This window comes from Nonomuraea bangladeshensis, assembly GCF_039529455.1.
Taxonomy (GTDB): domain Bacteria; phylum Actinomycetota; class Actinomycetes; order Streptosporangiales; family Streptosporangiaceae; genus Nonomuraea; species Nonomuraea bangladeshensis.
The window spans coordinates 373,691-399,660 of record NZ_BAAAMV010000002.1 but is presented as its reverse complement, the minus strand read 5'-3'; the positions used below and the strand labels follow the sequence as shown (position 1 = coordinate 399,660).

25 protein-coding genes are annotated in these 25,970 nt (G+C 71.8%); 12 read left to right on the top strand and 13 right to left on the bottom strand.

Annotated elements, in window-relative coordinates; genetic code table 11:
• From ABD292_RS05955 to ABD292_RS05940, 4 genes are read left to right on the top strand one after another with little or no spacing between them, the layout of a single operon-like run.
• Positions 1 to 624: a hypothetical protein gene (locus ABD292_RS05955; RefSeq protein WP_344205848.1), complete on the top strand. Its 624-nt coding sequence runs from the start codon at positions 1 to 3 to the stop codon at positions 622 to 624.
• Complete coding sequence (locus ABD292_RS05950; RefSeq protein WP_344205846.1) at positions 621 to 944, top strand: transcriptional regulator; 324 nt, start codon at positions 621 to 623, stop codon at positions 942 to 944. Before ABD292_RS05955 ends, ABD292_RS05950 begins: the two co-directional genes overlap by 4 nt.
• Positions 941 to 1,834 carry an ABC transporter ATP-binding protein gene (locus tag ABD292_RS05945; RefSeq protein ID WP_344205844.1) on the top strand — a complete coding sequence of 298 codons (894 nt, stop codon included), beginning with the start codon at positions 941 to 943 and terminating at the stop codon, positions 1,832 to 1,834. The genes ABD292_RS05950 and ABD292_RS05945 overlap by 4 nt, the downstream gene beginning before the upstream one ends.
• Positions 1,827 to 2,567: an ABC transporter permease gene (locus tag ABD292_RS05940; protein ID WP_344205843.1), complete on the top strand. Its 741-nt coding sequence runs from the start codon at positions 1,827 to 1,829 to the stop codon at positions 2,565 to 2,567. Before ABD292_RS05945 ends, ABD292_RS05940 begins: the two co-directional genes overlap by 8 nt.
• A 67-nt stretch (positions 2,568 to 2,634) precedes the next feature.
• On the opposite strand, the gene ABD292_RS05935 is transcribed toward ABD292_RS05940, so the two are convergent.
• The 6 genes from ABD292_RS05935 to ABD292_RS05910 form a co-directional block, all read right to left on the bottom strand.
• Positions 2,635 to 3,879, bottom strand: coding sequence for a S1C family serine protease (locus tag ABD292_RS05935; protein WP_344205842.1), 1,245 nt, complete (start codon positions 3,877 to 3,879; stop codon positions 2,635 to 2,637).
• 117 nt (positions 3,880 to 3,996) lie between these two features.
• Positions 3,997 to 4,212, bottom strand: a complete 216-nt coding sequence (locus ABD292_RS05930) for a hypothetical protein (protein ID WP_344205840.1) — start codon at positions 4,210 to 4,212, stop codon at positions 3,997 to 3,999.
• Positions 4,213 to 4,266: 54 nt separating this feature from the next.
• Positions 4,267 to 5,802, bottom strand: coding sequence for an acyl-CoA synthetase (locus ABD292_RS05925; RefSeq protein WP_344205839.1), 1,536 nt, complete (start codon positions 5,800 to 5,802; stop codon positions 4,267 to 4,269).
• An 87-nt stretch (positions 5,803 to 5,889) separates the two neighbouring features.
• Complete coding sequence (locus ABD292_RS05920) at positions 5,890 to 6,735, bottom strand: MetQ/NlpA family ABC transporter substrate-binding protein (RefSeq protein WP_344205837.1); 846 nt, start codon at positions 6,733 to 6,735, stop codon at positions 5,890 to 5,892.
• A 10-nt stretch (positions 6,736 to 6,745) separates the two neighbouring features.
• Positions 6,746 to 7,402, bottom strand: a complete 657-nt coding sequence (locus tag ABD292_RS05915) for a methionine ABC transporter permease (RefSeq protein ID WP_177240815.1) — start codon at positions 7,400 to 7,402, stop codon at positions 6,746 to 6,748.
• The gene (locus tag ABD292_RS05910; RefSeq protein ID WP_344205833.1) at positions 7,399 to 8,352 is read right to left on the bottom strand and encodes a methionine ABC transporter ATP-binding protein; all 954 of its coding nucleotides are present in this window, start codon (positions 8,350 to 8,352) and stop codon (positions 7,399 to 7,401) included. Before ABD292_RS05910 ends, ABD292_RS05915 begins: the two co-directional genes overlap by 4 nt.
• A gap of 380 nt (positions 8,353 to 8,732) precedes the next feature.
• On the opposite strand from ABD292_RS05910, the gene ABD292_RS05905 reads away from it, so the two are divergent.
• Complete coding sequence (locus tag ABD292_RS05905; RefSeq protein WP_344205832.1) at positions 8,733 to 9,167, top strand: MarR family transcriptional regulator; 435 nt, start codon at positions 8,733 to 8,735, stop codon at positions 9,165 to 9,167.
• A 103-nt stretch (positions 9,168 to 9,270) separates the two neighbouring features.
• On the opposite strand, the gene lon is transcribed toward ABD292_RS05905, so the two are convergent.
• Complete coding sequence (gene lon / locus ABD292_RS05900; RefSeq protein ID WP_344205831.1) at positions 9,271 to 11,628, bottom strand: endopeptidase La; 2,358 nt, start codon at positions 11,626 to 11,628, stop codon at positions 9,271 to 9,273.
• 593 nt (positions 11,629 to 12,221) lie between these two features.
• Between lon and ABD292_RS05895 the strand changes: the two genes are divergently transcribed.
• From ABD292_RS05895 to ABD292_RS05885, 3 genes are all read left to right on the top strand, one after another.
• The gene (locus tag ABD292_RS05895; protein WP_344205829.1) at positions 12,222 to 13,517 is read left to right on the top strand and encodes a sensor histidine kinase; all 1,296 of its coding nucleotides are present in this window, start codon (positions 12,222 to 12,224) and stop codon (positions 13,515 to 13,517) included.
• A gap of 236 nt (positions 13,518 to 13,753) precedes the next feature.
• Positions 13,754 to 14,413 (top strand): response regulator, encoded by a 660-nt coding sequence (locus ABD292_RS05890; RefSeq protein ID WP_344205828.1) that lies wholly within the window; start codon positions 13,754 to 13,756, stop codon positions 14,411 to 14,413.
• 66 nt (positions 14,414 to 14,479) lie between these two features.
• A complete protein-coding gene (locus ABD292_RS05885) occupies positions 14,480 to 15,844 on the top strand; it encodes a phenylacetate--CoA ligase family protein (protein ID WP_344205827.1) in 1,365 nt (454 codons plus the stop codon).
• A 383-nt stretch (positions 15,845 to 16,227) separates the two neighbouring features.
• Here the strand turns inward: ABD292_RS05885 and ABD292_RS05880 are convergent, their stop codons facing one another.
• A complete protein-coding gene (locus tag ABD292_RS05880; RefSeq protein WP_425565010.1) occupies positions 16,228 to 16,419 on the bottom strand; it encodes a type II toxin-antitoxin system prevent-host-death family antitoxin in 192 nt (63 codons plus the stop codon).
• Positions 16,420 to 16,670: 251 nt separating this feature from the next.
• Here ABD292_RS05880 and ABD292_RS05875 point away from each other — a divergent pair, with 251 nt between their 5' ends.
• A complete protein-coding gene (locus ABD292_RS05875) occupies positions 16,671 to 17,315 on the top strand; it encodes a biliverdin-producing heme oxygenase (protein ID WP_344205826.1) in 645 nt (214 codons plus the stop codon).
• Here the strand turns inward: ABD292_RS05875 and ABD292_RS05870 are convergent.
• Positions 17,299 to 18,096 carry a Fic family protein gene (locus ABD292_RS05870; protein WP_344205824.1) on the bottom strand — a complete coding sequence of 266 codons (798 nt, stop codon included), beginning with the start codon at positions 18,094 to 18,096 and terminating at the stop codon, positions 17,299 to 17,301. The genes ABD292_RS05875 and ABD292_RS05870 overlap by 17 nt on opposite strands.
• 212 nt (positions 18,097 to 18,308) lie before the next feature.
• On the opposite strand from ABD292_RS05870, the gene ABD292_RS05865 reads away from it, so the two are divergent.
• Both ABD292_RS05865 and ABD292_RS05860 read left to right on the top strand, forming a co-directional pair.
• Positions 18,309 to 19,022 carry a TetR/AcrR family transcriptional regulator gene (locus ABD292_RS05865; RefSeq protein WP_344205823.1) on the top strand — a complete coding sequence of 238 codons (714 nt, stop codon included), beginning with the start codon at positions 18,309 to 18,311 and terminating at the stop codon, positions 19,020 to 19,022.
• On the top strand, positions 19,019 to 20,419 hold the full coding sequence (locus tag ABD292_RS05860; protein ID WP_344205822.1) for an MFS transporter: 1,401 nt from the start codon (positions 19,019 to 19,021) through the stop codon (positions 20,417 to 20,419). The genes ABD292_RS05865 and ABD292_RS05860 overlap by 4 nt, the downstream gene beginning before the upstream one ends.
• Positions 20,420 to 20,426: 7 nt before the next feature.
• On the opposite strand, the gene ABD292_RS05855 is transcribed toward ABD292_RS05860, so the two are convergent.
• Complete coding sequence (locus ABD292_RS05855) at positions 20,427 to 21,656, bottom strand: cytochrome P450 (RefSeq protein WP_344205821.1); 1,230 nt, start codon at positions 21,654 to 21,656, stop codon at positions 20,427 to 20,429.
• A gap of 67 nt (positions 21,657 to 21,723) precedes the next feature.
• Here ABD292_RS05855 and ABD292_RS05850 point away from each other — a divergent pair, with 67 nt between their 5' ends.
• Complete coding sequence (locus ABD292_RS05850) at positions 21,724 to 23,154, top strand: FG-GAP and VCBS repeat-containing protein (RefSeq protein ID WP_344205820.1); 1,431 nt, start codon at positions 21,724 to 21,726, stop codon at positions 23,152 to 23,154.
• Between the two features lie 76 nt (positions 23,155 to 23,230).
• Here ABD292_RS05850 and ABD292_RS05845 read toward each other — a convergent pair whose 3' ends face one another.
• From ABD292_RS05845 to ABD292_RS05835, 3 genes are read right to left on the bottom strand one after another with little or no spacing between them, the layout of a single operon-like run.
• Positions 23,231 to 24,724 carry a sensor histidine kinase gene (locus ABD292_RS05845; protein WP_344205819.1) on the bottom strand — a complete coding sequence of 498 codons (1,494 nt, stop codon included), beginning with the start codon at positions 24,722 to 24,724 and terminating at the stop codon, positions 23,231 to 23,233.
• A gap of 5 nt (positions 24,725 to 24,729) precedes the next feature.
• Positions 24,730 to 25,428 (bottom strand): response regulator transcription factor, encoded by a 699-nt coding sequence (locus ABD292_RS05840; RefSeq protein ID WP_344205817.1) that lies wholly within the window; start codon positions 25,426 to 25,428, stop codon positions 24,730 to 24,732.
• Positions 25,425 to 25,961, bottom strand: coding sequence for a hypothetical protein (locus ABD292_RS05835; RefSeq protein ID WP_344205816.1), 537 nt, complete (start codon positions 25,959 to 25,961; stop codon positions 25,425 to 25,427). Before ABD292_RS05835 ends, ABD292_RS05840 begins: the two co-directional genes overlap by 4 nt.
• Between the last annotated feature and the right edge of the window lie 9 nt (positions 25,962 to 25,970).

Sequence of the window (25,970 nt, the reverse complement as noted above, 5' to 3'; positions counted from 1 at the left end):
GTGCTTGATGACGACGAGCGGCCGCCCACCCCTGAGGAGACGCTGCGCGTCATCGAGGCGCAGCAGGCCGCCGCGGCCCGGCACATCTACATCGACCCGCTGCTGCTCTACCTGCCCTGGGGGGTCGCCTGGCTGGTCGGGTTCACCGCCCTGTTCCTGCACCTCGGGCTCGACGGCCGGTCCTACGCGCCGATCAGCCAGGGCGCGGCGGTGTCCCTGCTGACCGCCGCCCAGCTCGTGGCCGGCACGGTGGCCGCCTACGGCATCACCCGCGCCAACCGGCAGGTCCGCGGCACCACCAGGGACCGGGGGTCGATGTACGGCTGGGCGTGGTTCGCCGGGATCGCGCTGACGGCCGTGCTCGACGTCCGGCTCTCGCCCCTGCTGCCGCCGGCGGAGAGCCAGCTGCTCTGGGGCGGCTCGATGCTGACGATCGTGGCGGTGCTCTACATGGTGGGCGGCGCCGTGTGGTCCAGCCGCCAGATGTTCTCCGTCGGCCTCTGGACCGCCGCCGTCAACCTGCTGGGCGTCCTGCTCGGCGCCGGCTGGCACGCGCTGCTGACGGCGGTGCTGCTCGGCGGCGGGTTCATCGTGGCGGGCCTGTGGTGGAGGCGCCGCTCATGACGGCGGACCAGCCGCCGCCCGAGCTCGACCCGGTCATCCACGCGCAGGCGAGGCTGCGGGTGGTCGCCGCGCTCAACGTGCTCGGCGACGGGGACGAGATGACCTTCGGCGCGCTCAAGGACCTGCTCGGCATGACCGCCGGCAACCTCTCGGTCCACCTGACGAAGCTGGAGGAGGCGGAGTACGTCCGCATCACCAAGACCCACAGAGGCCGCACCCCGGTCACGTACGTCGCGCTGACGAGGCGCGGGCGACTGGCCTTCGAGGACTACACCAGGGCCATCCGCGCCCTGATCGACCCCGCTGGAGGAACCACATGACAGTCCTCGCCAGGGCCGTCGAGGCCGGCCGCCGCTACGGCGACGTACTGGCACTCGACCGCGTCTCAATGGACATCAGGGCCGGTGAGCTCGTCGGCCTGCTCGGCCCGAACGGCGCCGGCAAGTCCACCCTGATCAACCTGTTCGTCGGCCTGCGCCGCCCCTCCTCGGGCACGGTCGAGCTGCTCGGCGGCTCGCCGCTGGACCCGGCGCGGCGGCGGGCCGTCGGCGTGACCCCGCAGGAGACCGGCCTGCCCGAGTCGTTGAGGGTGGGCGAGATCATCGACTTCGTCTCCGCGCACTTCCCCGACCCGGTGGAGCGGGGCGAGCTGCTGGCCAGGTTCGGCCTGGACGACCTGGCGCGGCGGCAGGTCGGCGGCCTGTCGGGCGGGCAGCGGCGGCGGCTGGCCGTGGCGCTCGCCTTCGCCGGCCGCCCGCGCCTGGTCTTCCTGGACGAGCCCACCACCGGCCTCGACATCGAGGCCAGGCGGACGCTGTGGGACGGCATCAGGGCCTTCCAGCAGGAGGGCGGCACGGTGCTGGTGACCAGCCACTACCTGGAGGAGATCGAGGCCCTGGCCGAGCGGGTCGTGGTCATCGGCCATGGACGGGTGCTGGCCGATGACACGGTGGCCGCGGTACGCGACTTCGTGGGCGTCCGCAAGGTGTCGCTCACCGCTCCGGACCTGCCCGAGCTGCCCGGCGTCCTCGGCTCCGAGCGGCGCGACGGCCGGATCGAGCTGCTCACCGCCGACCCCGACCGGCTGGTGGTCGAGCTGGTGCGCAGCGGGGCCGCGTTCTCGGGGCTGGAGATCCGGCCCACCACCCTGGAGGAGGCCTTCCTGGCCCTCACCGCCACCTCCGGTCAGAAGGAGAGCACCCATGTCTAACCTGGTCGTCGCGCACACCCGCTATCTCCTGCTGGAGCAGATCAGGGTGCCGATCGGGCTGCTGGCCAGCTCGTTGTTCCCGGCCGTGTCGATGGTGGCGTTCGTGGTGCCGTTCGCCGGCCAGGACCCGGTGGCGGCGACCACCGCGACGGGCTCGCTGATGTTCTTCGGCTCGATGTCTGCGGCGCTGATCGGGCTCGCCATCTCGGTGTCGCAGGACCGCGAGCTGCCGTGGAACCCCTACCTGCGCACCCTGCCCGCCGGGCCGTTCCCGCGCTTCGCCGGGCGGATGCTCTCGACGCTCGCCGTGATGCTGGTGTCGGTGGTCCCCGTGATCGTGGTGGCCGCGCTGTTCACCGAGGCGACGATCACGCCGGCGCGGCTGCTGCTCGGGCTGGGCGCGCTGGTCGCGGGGAGCGTGCCGTTCATGCTGATGGGGCTGCTCGTCGGGCTGCTGCTGTCGTCGAAGGCCGCGATGGCGGTGGCGCAGGTGCTGTTCTTCCCGATGGCGATCGTGGGCGGGCTGCTGCTGCCGCCGCAGATCCTGCCGGCGTTCGTGCAGGTCGTCTCGCCGTACGTGCCGACCAGGGGCGCGGCCGAGCTGATCTGGTGGGCGGTCGCCGGGACCACTCCCGGCACCGTGCCGCTGGTGATGCTGGCGGTCTGGACCGTCGCCATGGCGGTGGCCGCCGCGTGGGCGTACCGGCGGGACGAGGGCCGGCGTTTCTCCTGAATTGGGGGGGTGTGCCGCCGAGTCCGCAGCGATCTCGACGGCACACCCGTCCAAGAGGGGGTCCTTGTTATTTCTTCTCGACGAGGGTCACGGTGGCGTCGTGGGCCTGCCCGTCCCTCATATATGTGATCTTGACCGCTTGACCGGGTTTGAAACCTCTGACCTGTCCGACAACCGTATCGCCCCCGTCAACCGCCTTGTCGTTGATTTTGGTGATGAGGTCGCCCTGCCGCAGACCTGCCTTCTCCGCGGGGCTTCCGGCGGTGATCTCCCTGATCAGGGCGCCGGGAACGTCGCCTGTCGCGTCCGTCACACTCACGCCGAGGAAGGCGTGGGTGACCTTGCCGGAGCTGATGAGCTGGTCGGCCACCTGCTTGGCGGTGTTGACCGGGATGGCGAAGCCGACGCCGCCGCCGGCCGCCTCGGAGGCGATCGCGGTGTTGATGCCGATCAGCTCACCGGCCGCGTTGACCAGCGCGCCGCCCGAGTTGCCCGGGTTGATCGAGGCGTCGGTCTGGATGGCGCCGCCGATCGTGGTCGGCTCCTCGCTCTGGCCCTGCTGCTGCTCCTGGCCCCAGCCGGGCGGCAGCTGCTGGCGCTGCTCGCCGCCGACCGTCAGAGTGCGGTCCAGGGCGCTGACGATGCCCCGGGTGACAGAGCCGTCGAGACCGAGCGGGCTGCCGATGGCGAGCACGTCGTCGCCGACCTTGAGCTGGTCGCTGTCGCCGAGCGCGGCCTTGGTCAGCCCGGAGGCGCCCTCGGCGCGGATGACGGCGAGGTCGGTGGCCGGGTCGGTGCCGACCACACTGGCCTTGGCCGTCTTGCCGTCGCTGAACTTGACCGTCATCTGCCCGCCGCCCTGACCGGCGCCGACGACGACGTGGTTGTTGGTCAGGATGAGGCCGTCCTCCGACAGCACCACGCCGGAGCCCTCACCGCTCTGCCCCTGGATCATCACCACGCTGGGCTGCACCTTGGCCGCCACCTCGGCGACGGTCAGATCGCTTGAGGCGGTCTTGAAGACGGGGCTCGGCGCGCCGGGGTTGGAGGTGGTGGTGACGGAGACGGGGTCGGGCTGGAACGCGTTGACGACGACACCGCCGACGATCCCGCCGCCGATGGCGGCTGCCGCCAGCGCGAGCCCGGCGACGGCCTTGCCGCCGTAGAAGGGCTTCTTCGGGGGCGCGGGGGGCGGCGGGGGCGGCTGCTCCATGATGATCGTGTCCCGCCGGGGAAAGCCCCCGGCGGCCGGCGGGGTGGCGCCGAACTGGCTCCAGCCGGTGCCCTGCTCGCGAGGCTCGTTCGCGTCCATCTGTCATCTCCTCGAGGGTTCTCTGACTCAAGGGTGCCAAGGCGCGCGTAAGACCTGGTTAAGCCTCTGATCAGAACTCCATGAGAAGGCCGATGGAGCGAGGTGCGCGTGCAGGCGTCAGGGGGACAGGACGCCGATCCCGCGCAGAACCCCCACGAGCAGGGTGACGGCGATGCTGGTGAAGAGCACCCAGATCCATACCTGCCGGTAGAGGCGGACCATCCGTCGTGCCTCACGCCATTCGCGCTCGCGGGCGCGTGCGGCGCGTAAGCGGGCGATGTGGGCGCGGCTCGTGACCTTCAGCCTGCTGCGGTCGATCTGCTGTACCGGCATGATCCCATCCTGACAGGACGGGGCGGCCGGGGAAACGGGCCGCCCCGCGCGGGTTCAGGAGCGGGCGGGCCAGTACTCGTCGCGCAGCAGGCGCTTGTAGAGCTTGCCCGTGGGGTGGCGCGGCAGCTCTTGGCGGAAGTCGATCGACTTCGGGCACTTGTAGTGGGCCAGGCGCTCGCGGCAGTACGCGATCAGCTCCGCCTCCAGCTCCGGCCCCGCCTCGTCCATGGAGACCGGCTCGACCACGGCCTTGACCTGCTCGCCCATCTCCTCGTCCGGCACGCCGAAGACGGCCACGTCGGCGACCTTGGGGTGCACCGACAGCACGTTCTCGGCCTCCTGCGGGTAGATGTTCACGCCACCGGAGATGATCATGTACGAGCGGCGGTCGGTGAGGTAGAGGAAGCCGTCCTCGTCGAGGTAGCCGATGTCGCCGAGCGTGGTCCAGCCGCGGCCCTTCGGGTCCTGCGCGGAGCGGGTCTTGTCCGGGTCGCCGTGATACTCGAAACGGCCGCCGTTCTCGAAGAAGATGGTGCCGTGCGTGCCCGCGGGCACGTCCTCGCCGTCCTCGTCGCAGATGTGCACGACGCCGAGCAGGGAGCGGCCGACGGTGCCCTTGTGCTTGAGCCAGTCCTCGGGGCCGACGTAGAGGAAGCCGTTGCCCTCGGTGCCCGCGTAGTACTCGTGGATGATCGGCCCCCACCAGTCCATCATCTGCTCCTTGACGGGCACGGGGCAGGGCGCGGCGGCGTGGATGGCGTACTTGAGCGAGGACAGGTCGTACCTGGCCCGGGTCTCCTCGGGCAGCTTCAGCATCTTGATGAACATGGTCGGCACGAGCTGCGAGTGCGTGACCTTGTGGCGCTCCACCAGCGCCAGGTACTGCTCGGGGTCGAAGCGTTCCATGACCACGACCGTCGCGCCGAGGCGCTGGAACGTCATGCAGTAGCGCAGCGGGGCCGCGTGGTAGAGGGGCGCGGGCGAGAGGTAGACGCTGTCGGTGGAGGGCGCGAACAGCGCCGAGATGAGCTGGAGCAGCATCCCGGGCTCCTCCAGGGGGCCGTGCGGCGCGGGCACCTTGACGCCCTTGGGCCGGCCGGTGGTGCCGGAGGAGTAGAGCATGTCGGCGCCGGTGCACTCGTCCTCGACCGGCGTCGTCGGCTGCCCGGCGACGGCCTCCTCGTACGACTCGAAGCCCTCGGCGACGCCGTCGATCATCAGGCGCAGCTCGACCTTGGGCGTGGCGTCGGCGATCGAGGCGGCCACGTCGGCCAGGTCCGCGCTGGAGATGAAGACCCGCGCGCCGCAGTTGTCCACGATGTACGCGAGCTCGTCGGTCTGCAGCCGGGAGCTGATGGGCGTGTAGTACAGACCCGACCGGTGCGCCGCCCAGGCGACGGACAGGAAGAGCGGGTGGTTGGTGAGCATGAACGCGATGTGGTCGCCCGGCCGTAGCCCGGCGGCGCGGAACAGGTGCGCCAGCCGGTTCGACTCCTCGTCCAGCTCGCGGTAGGTGACGATCCGCCCGGAGCCCGCCATGACCACAGCGGGCTTGTCGGGGGTGACTGCTGCGATGGCTCCCGGATGCATGACTAGAACAGTATTCGGTAGGCGGGCGGGCGCGCCAGCACGCGGACGCCGCCCGCCCGTCATCCTTCCCGGTCAAGCCGGGGGGACCTACTCGGCCGGGATGACCGAGCCCTCGTACTTCTGCTGGATGAACTCCTTGGTCTTCGGGTCCTGCAGCAGCTTGCCGAGGGTGACGATGCCGGCGTCCTTCTCGTGGCCGGCCTGCACGACGAGGCCGTTGACGTACGGGTTGCCCTCGGTCTTCTCCAGCGCGAGCGCCTGCGAGGCGGGCTTGAGCCCGGCCTCAAGGGCGTAGTTGCCGTTGATCACGGCGGCGTCCACGTCGTCCAGCGAACGCGGGAGCTGCGCCGCCTCCAGCGCCTTGAACGTCAGGTTCTTCGGGTTGGCGGCGACGTCGCGCTCGGTGGCCGCGGTGCCGACGCCCTCCTTCAGGGTGACCACGCCGTTGTCGGCGAGCAGCTTGAGCGCGCGGCCGAGGTTGGTGGCGTCGTTGGGCAGGGCCACCGTGGCGCCGCTCGGCAGCGCGGACAGCTCGGTGACCTTCTTGGAGTAGAGGCCCAGCGGCTCCAGGTGCACGGGGGTGGCGAAGGCCAGCTTGGTGCCCTTGGAGGCGTTGAAGTCGTCCAGGTACGGCTTGTGCTGGAAGAAGTTGGCGGTGAGCTGCCCCTCGTCGAGCTGCACGTTCGGCTGCACGTAGTCCGTGAACTCCACGATCTCCAGCTTGAGCCCGGCGGCGGGGGCCAGGTTCTCCTTGACGAAGTTCAGGATCTCCGCGTGCGGCACGGGGCTCGCGCCCACCTTGATCACGGTGTCGGCGGACTCGGCGGTCTTGCCGCCGGCCTCCGACGCGGTGTCCGTCGCGGACTGCGACGTACCGCATGCGGCGAGCGACAACGACAGGGCGACGACACCCAGGACACGACGGATGTTCATGATTTCTTCCTTACTTGTGCGATAGACGCCGGGCGACCCAGTCGCCCAGGCTCTGCAGGAGTTGCACGATGACGATGAGCAGCACGACGGTGACGATCATCAGCAGCGTCTCGAAGCGCTGGTAGCCGTAGCGGACGGCGAGGTCGCCGAGCCCGCCGCCGCCGAGCGTGCCGGCCATGGCGGAGTAGCCGATGAGCGCGACGACGGTCACCGTCAGCCCGGCGACCAGGCCGGGCAGGGCCTCGGGCAGCAGGACCTTGCGCACGACGGTGGCCCGGCTCGCGCCCATGGCCTGGGCGGCCTGGACGACGTCCGTCCCGACCTCGCGCAGCGCGGTCTCCACCAGCCGGGCGAAGAACGGCACCGCCCCGACGGTGAGCGGCACGACGAACGCGGCGGTCCCGATGGTGGTGCCGACGACCAGCCGGGTGAACGGGATGATCGCGATCATCAGCACGATGAACGGCAGCGACCGCCCGATGTTGACCACGAACCCGAGCACCGCCCGCAGCGCGGGCGCCGGCCGCAGCCCGCCCCGGTCGAGCACGACGAGCGCCACGCCGATCGGCAGCCCGAACAGCACGGTGAACAGCGTGGACCAGCCCACCATCTGGGCCGTCTCCACCGTCGCCGGCCACAGCAGCGGCAGCATCTCTTCCCAGGTCACGCGGCCTCCTCCACGATCAGTCCGGACTCACGCAGGTACGCGAGCGCGGCCCCTGCCTCCGGGCCGTCCAGCGCGACGCGCAGCCGCCCGACCGAGTCGCCGGCCAGCTCCTCGATCGAGCCGCCCAGGATGTTGAGGTCCACGTCGAACTTGCGCACGACCTCCGACACCACCGGCCGGCCCGCCTGGCCGGCGAACGTCAGCGTCACGGAACCGGCGGGCGCCGGCTCGGGCAGCGGGAAGATCTCCCTGGTCAGGCGGGATCCGGGGGTGCGGACGAGGTCGGCGATGGTCCCCGACTCCTCGACGCGCCCCCCGGACATGATGGCGACGGAGTCGCAGACGCTCTTGACCACGTTCATCTCGTGGGTGATGAGCAGGATCGTCAGGCCCAGCTCGGCGTTGAGCCGCTTGAGCAGGGCGAGGATCTGCTGCGTGGTGGCCGGGTCGAGCGCGGAGGTGGCCTCGTCCGACAGCAGCACCGACGGGTTGCCGGCGAGCGCGCGGGCGATGCCGACGCGCTGCTTCTGCCCGCCGGAGAGCTGGTGCGGGCGGTGCCCGCCGCGGCCCTCCAGCCCGACCAGCTCCAGCAGCTCGCCGACGCGGCGCTCGCGCTCGGCCCTGGACACGCCCATGATCTCCAGCGGGAACGCCACGTTGCCGGCGACCGTACGCGAGGACAGCAGCGCGAAGTGCTGGTGGATCATGCCGATGCGGCGGCGGGCCCGGTTGAGCTCGGCCTCGCGCAGCGCGGTCAGGTCCTGACCGGCGACGGTGACGGTGCCCGCGTCGGGGCGTTCGAGCAGGTTGACGCAGCGCAGCAGCGTGCTCTTGCCCGCGCCGCTCTGGCCGAGCACGCCGAAGATCTCGCCTTCGCGCACGGTGAGGTCGACGCCGTCGAGCGCGACGACGTCGCCGTACTGCTTGCGCAGGCCGGAAGCCTGGATCACGGAAGAACTACCCCACGACTGAGGGCGGCCGGGGCCGCGGAGATGGACGACAACGGGCGGAGGAACCGGCCGGCGTCAGCGGGTGCCCGGAGGGAACGGCAGGTGGCTCAGCCTGCGCAGCACGAACACGGGGGCGATCATCAGGACCTTCGGGAGGAGAACGGGCGGGCGGGGGCGGTCGGGGTCAGCGGGCCGGCATTCGTCCCAAGCGCATGCGACAACACATGGCCGCCCCGGGGGCGCCTTGGTGGTTCGCGTGTGCCTCGTTCACGCCCGTGCAAACGGCCGGCGAGAAGCGCATATTCCGGACCACTCACGTGATTCATGTCACGTCAGTCATATCGCTAGAGATGCATCGGTAGCGATGTAACATGCGGGCCATGAACATCGCGAGGATGCGCAGACTCGGACGGCGGCTGGTGGAGCTCGCCAAGGCCACGGAGAGCGAGGCGGGCGAGCCGGTGCTCACCCCCGGCGAGGAGGCCGTCTTCGTGGACGTGCTCCGCCATCCGGACAGCGCGGTGCGCGAGATCCAGGCCCGCACCGGCTTCGCGCAGAGCCACGTGTCGGCGTCCGTGGCGCGCATGCGCGAGCGCGGCGTCCTGGAGACCAGGCCGGACCCGGGGGACGGCCGGCGTACGCAGGTGCGGGTGGCCGACCGGACCGTGCACGCGCTGTTCCGGCGGGCGACCAGCCCGGTGGACGAGGTGGTCGGGGCCGCCCTGCGCGACCCCGCCGACACGGCGCGGGTGGTCGCGCTGCTGTCCGAGCTGGAGTCCTTGCTGATCACCAACGAGTCGCACGGCGCGGGCTGAAACAGGAACGCCCGCCGTCCCTCGGCGAGGGACGGCGGGCGTGGTCCCGCAAGACGTGGTCCCGCAACGCGTGGCCCCGCAAGGCGCGGCCACGCGGGACCGGTCAGGCCGCGACGGTGGTCCCGACCTGGGCCGGCGTCAGCGCGAGCTCCAGCACCTCGCGCACGTCGCTGACCGGGTGAATGGTCAGCTCGCTCCGGACCTCCTCGGGCACGTCGTCCAGGTCCGGCTCGTTGCGGGCCGGGATCAGGACGGTGGTGATGCCCGCCCGGTGCGCGGCCAGCAGCTTCTGCTTGACGCCGCCGATCGGCAGGACCCGCCCGGTCAGCGAGATCTCACCGGTCATGGCCACGTCGCTGCGGACCAGCCGGCCGGACAGGAGCGAGGCCAGCGCGGTCGTCAGCGTCACGCCCGCCGAGGGACCGTCCTTCGGGACGGCGCCCGCGGGGAAGTGCACGTGCACCGACCGGTCCTTCAGCGCGGTGACCGGCAGCTCCAGCTCCGCGCCGTGCGAGCGCAGGTAGGACAGCGCGATCCTGGCCGACTCCTTCATCACGTCACCGAGCTGGCCGGTGAGCGTGAGCCCGGTCTCGCCGGTCTCCGGGTCGGCCAGCGACGCCTCCACGTAGAGGACGTCTCCCCCGGCCCCGGTGACCGCCAGGCCGGTGGCGACGCCCGGCACCGAGGTGCGCTGGGCGGTCTCCGGCAGCGAGGACTCCGGCACGAACCGCGGCCGGCCGAGGTAGTCGACCAGGTCGGACTCGCCGACGGTGACCGGCAGCTCGTCCTTGGCGGCCACCTTGCGCAGCACCCGGCCGACCGCCCGCTCCAGCGAGCGCACGCCCGCCTCACGGGTGTACTCGGCGGCCAGCCTGCGCAGCGCGGCCTCCTCGACGACGACCTCCTCGGCGCTCAGCCCGGCCAGCTCCCGCTGCCTGGGCAGCAGGTGGTCGCGGGCGATGGCGACCTTCTCGTCCTCGGTGTAGCCGTCGAGCGTGACGACCTCCATGCGGTCGAGCAGCGGGCCCGGGATGGCCTCCAGGACGTTCGCCGTCGCCAGGAAGAGCACGTCGGACAGGTCGAGCTCGACCTCGAGGTAGTGGTCGCGGAAGGTGTGGTTCTGCGCCGGGTCGAGCACCTCCAGCAGCGCGGCCGTCGGGTCGCCGCGGTAGTCGGCGCCGACCTTGTCGACCTCGTCGAGCAGGACGACCGGGTTCATCGAGCCGGCCTCGCGGATGGCACGGACCACGCGGCCGGGCAGCGCGCCGACGTACGTGCGGCGGTGGCCGCGGATCTCGGCCTCGTCGCGGACGCCGCCGAGCGCCACCCGGACGAACTTGCGGCCCATCGCGCGGGCCACGGACTCGCCCAGCGAGGTCTTGCCGACCCCGGGAGGGCCCGCGAGCGCGAGCACCGCGCCGCTGCGCCGGCCGCCGACGACGCCGAGGCCGCGCTCCTGGCGGCGCTTGCGCACCGCCAGGTGCTCGATGATGCGGTCCTTGACCTCCTTCAGCCCCGTGTGGTCGGCGTCGAGCACGGCCCGCGCGCCGGTGATGTCGTAGTTGTCCTCGGTGCGGACGTTCCACGGCATGTCGAGGACGGTGTCGAGCCAGGTGCGGATCCAGCCGGTCTCGGGCGACTGGTCGGGCGTGCGCTCAAGCTTGTCGACCTCCTTGAGCGCGGCCTCGCGTACCTTGTCGGGCAGGTCGGCGGCCTCGACGCGGGAGCGGTAGTCCTCCTCCTCGGTCTCGGCGTCGCCGTTGAGCTCCTTGAGCTCCTTGCGTACGGCGGCGAGCTGCTGGCGCAGCAGGAACTCCCGCTGCTGCTTCTCCATGCCCTCCTGGACGTCCTTGCGGATCGTCTCGGCGACGTCCAGCTCGGCGAGGTGGTCGCGGGACCACTCGATCAGCCTGGCCAGCCGGTCGGCGGGGTCGGCCGCCTCCAGCAGCTCGACCTTCTGCGCCGTGGACAGCCAAGGGGTGTAGCCGGAGCTGTCGGCGAGCACCGACGGGTCGTCGATCTGGTTGACCTGGTCGACCACCTGCCAGGCGCCGCGCTTCTGCAAGATCGTGGTGGCCAGGGCCTTGTACTCCTTGGCCAGCTCGTGCGCGCGCTCGCTCGCCGGGACGGCGTCGATCGTGTGCGCCTCCACCCACAGTGCGGCGCCGGGGCCGGTCGTGCCGGTGCCCACGCGGACGCGGTCCACGCCGCGGACGACCGCCGCGGGCTCGCCTCCGGGAAGCCGCCCGACCTGCTCCACCACGGCGCGGACACCGGTGGGGCCGTAGCGGCCGTCGATGCGGGGAACGAGGAGCACCCGCGGCTTGTTGCCACCGGATGCACGGGCCGCGTCGATCGCCGCGCGCACCTCGGAGTCGGACAGGTCCAGCGGGACCACCATGCCCGGCAGGACCACCTCGTCGTCCAGCGGCAGGACCGGGAGGGTCAAGCTCTCACTCATGCGAACTCCAAAGGGTTGAGTTATACCGACTCAATCCATTGGAGCCGCCTAATGTTCCCTTTCTTGGTGATGTTCGCTCAGGGCGATCGTAATCATGTAAGCGGTACCTGGGGTTGAGGCAGGATCAGACCTCGGGGGGACGCGGGACGGACGGCGATGTCCGTAGCCTTGACCACGTGATCCACCGCCGGCACGACCCCCGCACCTCCTCCCCACCGTCACCGCGGACCCACGAAGTCCGTGACGGCGGTCATGGGGCGGCGGACACGCACGGAGCGGCCGAAGCCGGCGACCACGCGCCCGTCCTCAGGGAACCTGAGGACCACACGCCCGCTCCCAACGAATCTGGCGACCACACACCCACACCCCAGGAACCTGGCGACTACACACCCGGCCCCGGGAAACCCGGCAACCGCACGCCTACACCCGGAGAACCTGGCGGCCACGAGCCCTCCGCCGGCGCAGCCCCTGCAACAGGACGTGCGGCCGGCGACGACGCCAGTCACCGCCCCCGTGCCGCGGGCGGCGGAGCTCGGGGCGGGCGGGACGCGGCGGGGGGACGGGGGGCGGGGCTCTGGCGTTGGCGGGAGCTGGTGGCGGCAGCCCTGCAGCCGTTCGCACTCGCGCTGTTCCGGGGCAACGCCGACCCCCCGCCCCGATCACGCCGCCTGTCGCTCCCCGTGCCACGCGGACTCCGGGTGCTGGTCCCGGTCGAACGGCTCAGCCTGGTGCGGACGGCCGAGCTCCTGCTGGCCGTCATCCTCTTCCTCACGACCCAGGACGCGGTGAGGCATTGGGCGATCGTGGCCGAAGCCGGCGGCTGGACATCGGTGCCGATCCCGGGGGCGCTCGCGTTGCTCTGCGCCGTCGCGGCCGCGCTGCCGGTGGCGCTGCGCGACCGGTGGCCGCTCGCGGCCTGGCGTACGGCCTTCGCGCTGCTGCCGCTCTCCTTGTGGACGACCCTGCGTGTCAGCGAGCCGCCCTACCCGGTCTTCACCGTGCTGTCCTACCTGCTGGTGCTCTACTCCGTCGCCGTGCGCTGCGACCGGCGGATCACCCTGGCCGTGTGGGTCCTCACCATGCTGACCGCGTGGATCGCGCACCCCGACTCGATGGCCGTCGTCACGGTCGTGGTGACCGTGGTCGTGCTGTTCGGCCACAACGTACGGGTGCGGCGCACCGCGACGTCCCGGCTGGCCGAGGAGGAGCGGCGCAGCCGGCTCGCGCAGGACGCGCAGGCGGTGCTGGAGGAGCGCGCCCGCATCGCCCGCGAGCTGCACGACGTGGTCGCCCACCACATGTCGGTGATCGCGATCCAGGCCGAGGCGGTGCCGATCAAGGCGGCCGGGGACCCGGTGCAGCTGGAGGCGGGCCTGGCGGAGATCCGCAACCTGTCGCTGGAGGCCATCGCGGAGCTGCGGCAGGTGCTGGGGGTGCTGCGCGACCAGGCCGGCCGCACCGAGACCACGCCGCAGCCCGGCCTCGACCGGGTGGACGAGCTGGTGGCCAACGCCCGCTCCACGGGGCTGGCGGTGCTGATCAAGCGGTCCGGGCCGCTGGACGGGCTGGGGCCGGCCGTGGAGCTGTCGGCGTACCGGATCGTGCAGGAGTCGCTGAGCAACGCCATGCGGCACGCGCCCGGAGCCGCCGTGGGCGTGGAGCTCGTCCGCGAGGGCGACGAGCTACGGCTCCGCGTGGCCAACAGCCGGGGCACGGGGGACGGCGGGCCGCCAGGAGCCGGCCAGGGGTTGGTGGGCATGCGCGAACGAGCGTCCCTGCTGGGCGGCACGCTGACGGCGGGCCCGACGCCGAGCGGCGGCTTCGAGGTGGCGGCGACCCTGCCGATCACCGCCCCGAGGACCGCCGCGAACGAGACGGACGACAGATGAGCAGCCGCCACCCCTCGCCGACCGATGGACGGGCAACGGGCAGCGCACCACGGGCTGCCCGCGCCACGCGCCAGTGCCGCGGTCGACGGAGCACGGTGGCCGGGAGAATGGTGTCCGGTGTCGAGGAACGGAGCCCGGCGCCCAGGAGAAGACGGCCGGCGGGCAGGCAGGACAGAGGTGCCCGGTGAGCGGGCGGGAGAAGGGGGACCGGTGAGCGGCGGAGAGAGGGGGGACGGTTGATCCGGGTTCTGATCGCCGACGACCAGGGGATGGTGCGCACCGGGTTCACGGTGTTCCTGAGCGCGCAGCCGGACATCCAGGTCGTGGGCGAGGCGGCCGACGGCCGGGAGGCGATCCGGCGGGCGGCGGAGCTGGCCCCCGACGTGGTGCTCATGGACGTCCGCATGCCGGTCATGAACGGCCTGGAGGCCACCAGGGAGCTGCTGTCCGGCGGCGGCAGGCCGCCGAAGGTGCTGATCCTGACGACGTTCGACCTCGACGACTACGTGTACGAGGCCCTGCGCGCCGGAGCCAGCGGCTTCCTGCTGAAGGACGCCTCGGCGGCGCAGCTCGCCGAGGCGGTGCGCGTGGTGGCGGCCGGGGACGCGCTGCTGGCTCCGCAGGTCACCCGCCGGCTGATCCACGAGTTCGCCCGGCTGGGCGCGCCCCGGCCGGCGGCGGGGCGGCGGCTGGCCGAGCTGACCGAACGCGAGACGGAGGTGCTGACGCTCGTCGCGCAGGCGCTGTCCAACCAGGAGATCGCCGACAAGCTGTTCGTGGCCGAGCAGACGGTCAAGACGCACGTCGGGCGGGTGCTCATGAAGCTCGGGCTGCGCGACCGGGCCCAGGCCATCGTCTGGGCCTACGAGAACGGCCTGGTCCGCCCCGGGGAATGACCGCCCTGCCAGGGGATGCAGGCGTCGGAGGGTGCGCCGGGACGCCGGAGATCGTACAGTCGGCTGGTGGAACCGGTTGAGCTCTTCCAGCAGGTCGCGGCGACCGTCCCCGCCTACGGCGCGTTCCTCGCCGAGCACGGCGTCGATCCCGCCCGCGTCCGGACTCTTGAGGACTTCCGGCGGCTGCCGATGACCACGAAGGACGGCTACGTCCGCCGTCACCCGCTGCCCGACCTGTGCCGCGACGGCGTGATCGGCGACATGATCGCGGTGTCGTCGGGCTCGACCGGCGTGCCGTCGTTCTGGCCGCGTTCGGCCGCCGACGAGCGGGCCGTCGCCGCCCGTTTCGAGGAGGTCTTCCGCGGCTCCTTCGCGGCCGGGGAGCGCCGCACGCTGGCCGTGGTCTGTTTCGCGCTCGGCACCTGGGTGGGCGGCCTGTTCACCGTCAACTGCTGCCGTCACCTGGCCGAACGCGGCTATCCGATCACGGTCGTCGCCCCCGGCACCGACCGCAGGGAGATCGCCCGGGTGCTGCCGGAGCTGGCCCCCCACTTCGACCAGGTCGTGCTGCTGGGCTATCCGCCGTTCCTCAAGAACGTCATCGACGCCGAGGACCTGCCCTGGCACGAGTGGGACCTCAAGCTGGTCACGGCGGGCGAGGTCTTCAGCGAGGAATGGCGGTCGCTGGTGTGCGAGCGGGCCGGGATCGACGATCCGCTGCGCGGGATCGCCTCCCTGTACGGCACCGCCGACGCCGGCGTCCTCGCGAACGAGACGCCGCTCTCGGTCGAGCTGCGCCGCTTCCTCGCGGCCCGTCCCGCGGCGGCAAGGGAGCTGTTCGGCGCGTCGCGGCTGCCCTCGCTCCTGCAGTACGACCCGCAGGCGCGCTTCTTCGAGGAGGACGCGGGGACCCTGCTGTTCTCCGGCGACAACGGCATCCCGCTGGTCAGATATCACATCGCCGACGAGGGCGGCGTGCTCCCGTACGACCGCCTGCTCGGCTTCGCCCGCGACCACGGCTTCACGCCGTCGTCGCCCGGCCCCGAGCGGCCCTTCGTGTACGTCTTCGGCCGCAGCCACTTCACCGTCTCCTACTACGGCGCGAACGTCTACCCGGAGAACATCGCGATCGGCCTGGAACAGCGGGAGGTCAGCGGGTTCGTCACCGGCAAGTTCGTCCTGGAGACCGTCGAGGACGAGCACCGCGACCGCCGCCTGACCGTCACCGTCGAGCTGGCCCCCGGGGTCGCTCCCTCGGCCACGATCGCCGAGGTCGCCGGCGAGTCGATCCTGACCCACCTGCTCCGCCTCAACAGCGAGTTCGCGGCCTACGTCCCGGCGCACCGCCAGCGGCCGGACATCCAGCTCCGCGAGACCGGCGACCCCGACTACTTCCCGCCCGGCGCCAAGCACCGCTACACCCGCGGCTGACCGGTCAATTCAGCGTTTCGAAGGGGTTGACCACGGACACGCCGGTCCCTGCGAAATCCTTCACATTCCTGCTCACCAGCGTCCAGCCGTGCACCCTGGCCGTCGCCGCGATCAAGTCGCCGCGATCAACCCGTCCACGGTCGGGACCTCTGGGGTGACGGGGATGATGCGGTCACCGAACTGCCGGTGAAGAGCGTGCAGCCGTTCCAAAGGGTCGCCTGGGCTGGACCTTGGATCTGTGGAACTCAACCCCACAGCGAACCTCTCCGACGGTCAGGGCGCTGAGGTAGAGCGTGAGTCCATGAGCTCCGCCGATCCAGTCCCGGACGTGCGGGCTGCCGTTTCGTAGACCACGCTCGTGTCGAGGAGGTAGCCGACGTCCCTCAGTCGAAGTCCATCTCTCGGGGGAGGTCACGGTTGCGGGGGATCTCAAGGTCGTCGTCCCAGGCGGGTTCTTCCAGGAGGAATTTCCGGAAGTCAGGAGTCTCTCCTCTGAGACGGCGGTACTCGCCGATATCGATGACCACGGCCACCTCTTCCCCGTGCCGGGTGACTACTTGAGGGCCTTCGCTCACCGCGCGCCGTACGACCTCACAGAAGCGTTGCTTCGCCTCCTGTACCTGTCAGCCGCTCATGAACTCCCCTGTCCAGTCTTTCTAGACCGAGAAGATACGCGGCGCCGACTACCGTCGAGACTCGTACGCACGTCACTGGGTACAGAAGAAGGAAACCAGGCTTTGATGACATGGTGTCATCAAAGGGTTGACGTGCGCTCCCAGTGTTTGTGACACTTCGTCATGAAAGTACCGTGCGATTGAGGTGGGCCGTGACGACGTCGTTCTCCGAGACCTTGAGGAACGCCACCTGGGGCGACCACCAGTCCGCCGAGGCCGAAGGCTACCTGACCGAGCTCATGGCGGGACGCCTGACCGAGCACGAGTACGGCGAGATGGTGGCCCAGCACTACTTCGCGTACGTGGCCCTCGACGGCGTCTCCCGCGAGCTGGCCGATCACCCGGTCGCGGGCGCCTTCGTCTTCCCCGAGCTGTACCGCGAGGCGGCGCTCGAACGCGACCTCACGACGATCTACGGCCCGTCGTGGCGCGACCGCGTCACCCCGTCCAGGTCCACGACCGCGCTGGTCGACCGGATCCGCAAGGTGGCCGACTGGCCGTGCGGCTACATCGCCCACCACTACACCCGCTACCTCGGCGACCTGTCCGGCGGCCAGTTCATCCGGATGGAGCTGCAGAAGATCTACGGCTACGACAGGGGCGGCGGCGTCGACTTCTACTTCTTCGACGAGCTGGGCAGCCTGCCCCGCTTCAAGAACGACTACCGCTCCCGCCTGGACGCCCTCGACCTGGACGAGCGCGAGCGGCAGCGGATGATCCGCGAGGTGCGGCTGGCGTACCGGCTGAACACGGACGTCCTCACCGAGCTGCTCGACGTCGTCAGGACCGCGGCCTGACCCCCGGGCGGTACGGGTCCCGCAGCGGCGTGACGCGCTCGGCGAACTCCTCCTTGAGCCGCGCCAGCCGGGGGCCCGCCGTGTAGTGGCGGCCCTTCGTCTCGCCGTACGGCTGGAGCCAGCGCTTGGCGGTCAGGTCGCGCAGGTCACGGGCGGCCTGGCCCTGGCTGAGGTCCTCGTCGGCCTGGTAGCGGCTGCGGCGCACCCGGCGGCTGACGAAAGCCTCGTACAGGGCGGACACGCAGCGCGTGTTGAGGCCGTCGCGGTCCACCTCGCCTTCGAGCAGCGTCCACACCTCGCCCGCCTCGGCCAGGCGCTGGCGTACGCGCTGGGCCTGCAGGTGGTGGGCGCGCAGGCAGAAGCGCACCCACGCGAGCGTGTCGCCGTGCGGCTGCCAGTGCCGGCCGCCGACCGCGCCCAGCACGTCGTAGTAGTCGACGGTGACCCGATGCCGGCCCAGCCACTCCTCGATCGAGGAGAACTCCGGCGTCGTGATCTGGTCGCGGCCGAGGACGAGGGTCTGCAGGGCGCGCGACATGCGGCCGTTCCCGTCGCGCCAGGGATGGATCTTGACGAGGTTGAGGTGGGCCATCGCGGCCCGGACGTGGCTCGGCAGGTCCAGTTCTCCGTCGTTGAGCCAGTCGACCAGCTCGTCGAGGAGGCCGGGGACGAGGGCGGCGTCGGGGCCCTCGTACACGACCTCGCGGGAGAGGGAGTCCCGGATGTAGATGGGACCGGGGCGTACCAGCCCTGGGGTCTTGTGGCGGTGGTGGCCGATCATCAGTTGAGCGCGTTGAGCACGCCGAGGTCGTAGCGGAAGAACGGGGCCTTCGACAGGAGCGCGATGCAGGTGAGCGCCTGCTGGTAGCCGCCGATCTCCTTGGCCACGGCTCATGCTGTACGGCACGCCCGTCATCGAAGCGGCGGACCAAGCGGTGCTCGACGGACATCGAAGCATGAACGGATCATCTGCCGCGGGCCTACCATGGGCCTATGCCCAGGATCTCGGCCGCCACCATCGGTGAGCATCGTGCTCAGACGCGCGACCGCATCCTCCAGGCCGTCTCGCGCCTGTCGAGGACGCAGGGCATCGACGCGATCTCCATGACCGACGTGGCGAGCGAGGCCGGCATCACCCGCACCGTGCTCTACAACTACTTCCCGGACAAGGCGGCGCTGCTGCTGGCGTTCACCGAGCGGGTGACGAGCTACTTCATCGACAGCTACGAGCGCGAGCTGCCCGCCGGCGCCTCGCCGGCCGACCGGCTGCGGGCGTTCGTACGGCTGCAGCTGGAGGGGCTGCTGGCGCATCCGCACCCGGGGGCGGCCGATCTCGGCGCGGCGCTCGGGCCGGACGCCTACCAGCAGCTCGCCGAGCACGTGGCGCCCATGCAGCGGGTGCTGGCCGGGATCCTGGAGAGCGGGGCCGCCTCGGGCGACTTCCGGGTGGTGGACGTCGCGGCGACGGCGCGGATGGTCCTGGCGGTGATCGGCGCCGAGCGGGTGCCGCTGATCAGCGGGAGCGTCACCGTCGAGGCGGCGGCGGCGCTGGTGTCCGAGTTCGTCCTGCGAGCGCTGGGCAATCCGGCGGAGGCAGGCAGCCGGGCGGAGGCAGTCGGGCGGGCCGAGGCAGGCAGTCCGGCTCAGCCTGGCAGTCCGGCCGACCTGGCCAGTTCGGCCGAGCTGGACGCTGCGGTGGAGCAGTGAGCGGTCCCGTTCAGGCCGGCGGGCATCTGGAGCTGAAGTCCGCGCGCGGCCGGTGGGTGTTGCTCGCGACCGTGCTCGGCTCCGGGCTGGCCCTGCTGGACAGCACGATCGTCAACGTCGCGCTGCCGTTCCTGGGGCGTGAGCTGAACGCGGGCATGGCCGGCCTGCAGTGGACGGTCAACGCCTACACGCTGACGCTGGCCGGGCTGATCCTGCTGGGCGGCTCGCTCGGCGACCGGTACGGCCGGCGCACCGTCTTCGTCATCGGCACGATCTGGTTCGCGGTCGCGTCGGCGCTGTGCGGGCTGTCGCCGAACATCGAGTTCCTGATCGCCGCCCGCGCGCTCCAGGGCGTCGGCGGGGCGCTGCTGACGCCGGGCGCGCTGGCGATCATCCAGGCGTCGTTCGCCCGAGCCGACCGGCCGCGGGCGGTCGGGGCGTGGTCGGGGCTCGGCGGCGTGGCCAGCGCGGCCGGGCCGCTGCTCGGCGGGTGGCTGGTGCAGAGCGCGGGATGGCGGTGGGCGTTCCTGGTCAACCTGCCGTTCGCGCTGCTGGTCGTGGTCGTGGCGGTGCGGCACGTGCCGGAGTCCAGGGACGAGCAGGCGGCCGGGCGGTTCGACGTGCTGGGCGCGGCGCTGGCGGCGCTGGCGCTGGCCGGGATCACGTACGGGTTGATCCAGGGGGGCGCGCCGGTGCCGCTGGCCGTGGGGCTGCTGCTGGCCGCGGCGTTCGTGGTGGTCGAGGTGCGCCGGTCGCCGGACGCGCTGGTGCCGGTGGGACTGTTCAGGAACCACGTGTTCACGGCGGTCAACGTCGTGACGCTCGTCATGTACGCCGCCATGGGCGTGGCGTTCTTCCTGCTGGTCGTGCAGTTGCAGGTGGTGTCGGGGTTCTCGCCGATCGCGGCGGGCCTGGCGATGCTGCCGACGACCATCCTCATGCTGCTGCTGTCGGCCAAGGCCGGGGACGTCGCCAAGCGCTACGGCCCCCGCTGGCCGATGACGATCGGCATCCTGCTGGCGGGCGCCGGGTTCGTGGCGATGAGCACGATCGGGTTCGGCGCGTCGTACCCGTTGCGGGTGCTGCCGGCGGTGACGATCTTCGGGCTCGGGCTGTCGGCGGCGGTCGCGCCGCTGACCGCGACCGTGCTGGCCACGGTGGACGAGCGCTACGCGGGCACCGCCAGCGGCGTCAACAACGCGGTGGCCCGCACCGGGGGCCTGCTGGCGGTGGCCGCCGTGCCGCCCCTGGTGGGGCTGGTGGGCGAGGCGTTCCAGAACCCGCCGGTGTTCGACGCCGGGTTCCGGGCCGCGATGCTGGTCAGCGCCGCGATGATGGCGGTGTCGGCGCTGGTCACGTTCGTGACCATCCGGACGAACGTGCTCGCCCCAGAATGATCAGCGATCAGAACGTGAAGGGCTGGCTGCGGACGCTGTTGTCGAAGTTGGACAGCAGCAGCTCCGGCTCGCCGGTCGCGCGCAGATCGGGCAGGCGGGTCAGCAGCTCGCGGTACATCGTGCGGATCTCCTGACGGGCGAGGTTGGCGCCGAGGCAGAAGTGCGGGCCGGGGCCGCCGAAGCCGACGTGCGGCTTGGTCTCGCGGGTGATGTCGAAGGTGTCCGGGTTGGGGAAGACGGTCTCGTCGCGGTTGGCGGAGCCGTAGAAGAGCACGACCTTGTCGCCCTTCTTCAGCTCCAGCCCGCGCAGGGAGTAGTCCTCGGTGACCGTGCGGCGGAACTGCATGATCGGCGAGACGTAGCGGACCATCTCCTCGACGGCGTTGCCGATGTGCTTGTCGAAGTCGCTCATCAGCAGCTCGCGCTGCGCCGGGTTGTCGGTGAGGATCTTCAGGCCGTGGGCCATGGTGTTGCGCGCGGTCTCGTTGCCCGCCACGAGCAGCAGCGAGAAGAACGAGCCGAGCTCCTTGTCGGTCAGCTTCTCGCCGTCGACGTTGGCGGTGACCAGCAGCGAGACGAGGTCGCCCTTGGGGTCGGCGGCGCGCTCGTGGCCGAGCTTGATGACCATGCGCTGGAGCGCGAGCAGGGCCAGCATGTTCTGGCCGGCCATCTGGACGCTGCGGGCCAGGCTGGGCCGTACGCCGGTGTAGGCGGTGGAGATGTCGACGTGCTGGTGCACCTTGTCCCGCAGCTCCTGCGGAATGTCCAGCATGTCGCAGATGACGTGGATCGGCAGGCGGGCGGCGACCTGCGACACGAAGTCGCGGGGACCCTCGCTGACCACGTCGTCCACGATGCGGGCGCAGGCGGCCTCGATGTCGCTCTGCAGGCCGGCCAGCATCTTGGGGCTGAACGAGCGGGTCACGATGCGGCGCAGCCGGGCGTGTCGGGGGTCGTCCATGTTGACCATGGACTCACCGAACACCTGCTTGATCCAGCCGGGCGGCTCGGGATTGGTCACCGCGGGCTCGCTGGAGAAGATCTTGGCGTTGCGGCTGGCCTCGACCACGTCCGCGTGCCGGACGAGGGCGTAGAAGCCCTTGCCCGAGCGCAGGAAGGGCACTTTCTTCTCCGGGAAGAACACCGGATGCTCCAGCTGACGGAGCCGGGCGAAAGCCTCGTGCCGCTCTTTCAGCGGTTTGCGCCAGAAATCCAAATCCGCGAGATCGATGTCCACGCGACTATCCTGGCACGTTCCCACCGCGTTAAGCCCGAGTTCGCGCCGGGAGGACATCACTGGTCGTATGAACGCGCTGCTCGCCGCCCTCCTGGCGGTTCCGCTCGCCTCCGGCACGGCTCCCGCGGCCCGCCCGTGCGGCGGCCACCCGCTCGACTTCGACGGCGACGGCCGCGCCGACCTCGCCGTCGCCGCCCCCTACGACCGCGACCGGGCCGGCTCGGTGGCCGTGCTGTACGGCTCCGGCACGAAGGTCACCCTCACCCAGGGCGACGGGGCCGAGCCGGGCGACTCGTTCGGCTCGGCGCTCGCCGTGGGCGACTTCGACGGCGACGGGTGCGCGGACCTGGCGGTCGGCGTGTCGGAGGAGTTCGCAGGCGAGCGGGTGCCCGGCGGCGACGGCAACGGGGTCGTGCAGGTCTTCCGCGGCTCCCCCGCCGGGCTCGTCAAGGGCGAGGAGCTGGCGCTGCCCAAGCCGTCCAGCGACCGGTTCGGGGCCGCGCTCGCCGCCGGGGACCTCGACGGTGACGGCGTGGACGAGCTGGTCGTCGGCGCGCCCAGCCACCGCTCGGGCGGCGCGGTCGCCGTGTACGGGCTGAAGGGCCGCGAGCCGTACGTGATCACGCAGCGGACGACGTGGGTGCGGCAGTCCGCGCAGGTCACCGACCAGTGGGGGGCCGCGCTCGCCACCGGCGACTTCGACGGCGACGGCCGGGACGAGCTGGCCGTCGGCGCGCCCGCCGACAGCGTCACGCAGGACGGCCAGGGCTCGGTCACGGTCGTCGACGTACACCGCAAGCGGGCAAGGTTGCTCACCCAGAGCACCCCCGGCATCACCGGCGCCGCCGAGAAGTGGGACGCCTTCGGCGCGGCGCTCGCCACCGGCGACTTCGACGGCGACGGCCGCGACGACCTCGCCATCGGCGTGCCGGGTGAGGGCCTGAGCGCGAACCAGCGGGCCATGGACTACGGCGACGGCACGGTGGACGTCCTGTACGGCTCGCGCGGCGGCCTCAGCACCGCCCGCGCCGAGGCGTGGTCGCAGAACACCCTCAAGGGGCGGCCCCGCTACTACGACCGGTTCGGCTCGGCGCTGGCGGCCGGCGACTTCAACGGCGACGGCCGCGACGAGCTCGCCATCGGCGTGCCCGGCGAGCGCGCGGTGCAGGTGCTGGCCGGCAGCGCCGGCGGCGGGCTGACCCGCAAGGGCAACCTGCTGATCAAGGGCGAGGGACGCGACTTCGGCGCCGCACTGGCGGCGCTGCCCGGCGGCGGACGGTTCCGGTCGCTGGAGCGGGGCGAGTCGCTGGAGCGGGACGAGTCTCTGAAGCCGGGCGAGTCTCTGAAGCGGGGCGGGGCGCCGCAGGGGCTCGTGGTGGCCGCCCCCGGCCAGGGGCTGGTGATGTACGCGCCCGGCTCGCGGACGCGGGGCCTGCGCCTCGGCCAGGTCCGCGAGATCGCCAAAGGCACCGGCCTGTACGGCTACGCCTTCGGCTGAGCCGGGCCCTCCCGCGGCCGGTCCGCCGTCGGCGGAGCTGAGCCCTTCGCCCAGCCGCCAGGCGATCGGCCACGCGTTACGGGTTCGGCTGATCCGTGCCTTCCCCCGGCCGGTGCGCCGGCAGGATCACCCGGAACAGCGCCCCCTTGCCCGGCTCGCTCTCCGCCACGATCACCCCGCCGTGCGCCTCCACCAGCGTCGCCGCGATCGACAACCCGAGCCCCGACCCGCCCGTGCTCCGCGCCGGATCGGCCCGGTAGAACCGCTCGAACACCCGCTCGCCCACCTCCGGCGGGAACCCCGGCCCTTCGTCGGCCACCTCGACCACGGCGTGGTCGCCGTCCACGCCCACCCGCACCTGGAACGGTGTGCCGGCGGGCGTGTGCGCGAGCGCGTTGCCGACGAGGTTGCCCAGCACCTGCGCCAGCCGCGGCTCGTCGCCGGTCACCAGCACCTCGCCGTCGCCGCCGAAGAGGCGTACCAGCTCGATGCGCCGGTCGGGGGCCAGCGTCTGCGCGTCGATCACCGCCGTGGCGGCCAGGCTGAGCAGGTCGACCGGCCGGGTGGCGAGGGCGCGCCGCTGGTCGAGGCGGGCCAGCAGCAGCATGTCCTCCACCAGCAGGCCCATGCGGGCCGCCTGCCCCTCGATGCGGCCGAGGAGCCGGACGGCCTCGTCCAGGTCCTTCTCCTCCCCCAGCCGGTACAGCTCGGCGAACCCCCTGATCGAGGTGAGCGGCGTACGCAGCTCGTGCGAGGCGTCGGCCATGAAGCGGCGCATCAGCTCCTCGGAGCGGCGGGCCGCGGTGGCGGAACGCCGGGCCGACTCGGCAGCCTCCTCGCGCTCGCGCACGGCGTCCTCGATGCGGGCCAGCATGGTGTTGAGCGAGCGGCCGAGCTTGCCGACCTCGGTGGTGCCGGACCAGAGGGGGACGCGGCGCGACAGGTCGCCGCCCGCGATGTCGTTGGCGGTGCGGGAGATCTCCTGAAGCGGGCGCAGGCTGCGGCGTACCAGCCAGTGGCAGGCGAAGCCGAGCACGATCACCGTGCCGCCGCCGCCCACCGCGACGATGAGGCCGAGCTGGGAGACGGTGTCGTCCACGTCGCCCAGGTTGATGGCGATCACCCGGCTCTCGTCGTCGCGTCCCGGCACGGCGACGACCCGCCAGGTGGGCCCGGCGGCATCGACGGACTCGACGGTGAAGGGCCGGCCCCCCAGCTCGGCCACGTCGGCGGCGGCCAGTCGGGGCAGGCTCGGCGTGTGCGCGGCGGTGGACTCGCTAAGCGTACGGACCGGCGCGCCCCTCGCGTCCAGCACCACCACATGGAACAGGCCGAGGAAGCGCTGCGGCCGGGTGCCCGCGAGCCGCGGCTCCGGCGGCGGGAGCACGTCACGCGGGGCGGCCGCGGCCCTCAACTGCTGGTCCACCCGCTCCACGAGGTAGCCGCGCAGCAGCCGCACCGCGAACAGGCCGGTCAGCGTGATCGCCAGGGTGACCAGCAGCAGGGTCGCCGACACCAGCCGGAGCCACAGCGGCGTCCTGGCCAGGTGCTTGCGGAGCCTGCTCGGCATCGCGTTCACAGACCGCGCGGCGGGCGCAGGATGTAGCCGACGCCGCGCAGGGTGTGCAGGTACTTGTGCTCGCCGGTGTCGACCTTGCGGCGCAGATAGGAGACGTACGACTCGACGAGGCCGACGTCGGTGCGCCAGTCGCCGTTCCAGACGTGGTCGAGGATCTGCGTCTTCGACAGCACCCGGCCCACGTTGAGCATGAAGTAGCGCAGCAGCCGGAACTCCGTCGGCGACAGCTTCACCGGCAGGCCGTCGCGCCACACCTCGTGGGTCTCCTCGTCCAGCTCCAGGTCGGCGACGCGCAGCCGGTTGGGCGGCGGGGTGCCCCGCCGGGTGCGGCGCAGCACGGCCCGGATGCGCGCGATGGTCTCCTCCAGGCTGAACGGCTTGGTCACGTAGTCCTCGCCGAGGCCGAGCCCGGCGATGCGGTCCTCCGGGGTGTCCTTGGCGGTCACGAACAGGACGGGGACCCGCCGGCCGCGCGAGCGCAGCCGGCCCGCGACCGTCATGCCGTCGAGGTCGGGCAGCATGATGTCGAGCATCACCAGGTCGGGGCTGCTCTCCTCGGCCACCCGCAGCGCCTCGCGGCCGTCGGCGGCGGTCAGCACCTCGAACCCGGCCATGCGCAGGCTGGCCGAGAACAGCTCCCTGATGTTGGGCTCGTCGTCGACCACCAGCAGCCTGGCCTCGGGCTCGGGGCTCATCGCGGTCCGCCTCCCGGGAACTGCCGGCCGCCCTGGGTGATGGCGGAGGCCGTGACCGAGCCGTCGGCGCCCTGCTCGCCGCGTACGGTGACGTCGCTGCCCTGCTCCAGGTCGGTGACCTTGCCGGGCTTGGAGATCTGGACCGTGGTCTGGTCGGTGGTGGTGACGGTGACCGTCTTGCCGTCCGAGGTCTTGACGTACACCTTGCCGTCCTCGACCTTCTCGACGGTGCCGAACGTGCCGCCGCCCATGCGCTGGCCACCGCCGGGGAAGCCGCCGTTCCGCTGCTGGCCGTAGCCGGGAGGGCCGCCGCCCTGCTGCTGGCCGGTGCCGGCCGCCGGGCGCTGCCCGCCGGCGACGGCGGGCGTGTCGTCGCCGAAGAGCTTGCCCGCCTGGATGCCGATGAGGATGCCGGCCACCAGCACCACGCCGGCGGCCAGCGCCAGCGTGACCTTCGACCTGCCCTGGCGCGGCTCGACGGCGAGCTCCTCCCCCAGGTCGTCGGGGAACGGCGAGGAGTCGAGCTTCGACATGTGACTCTC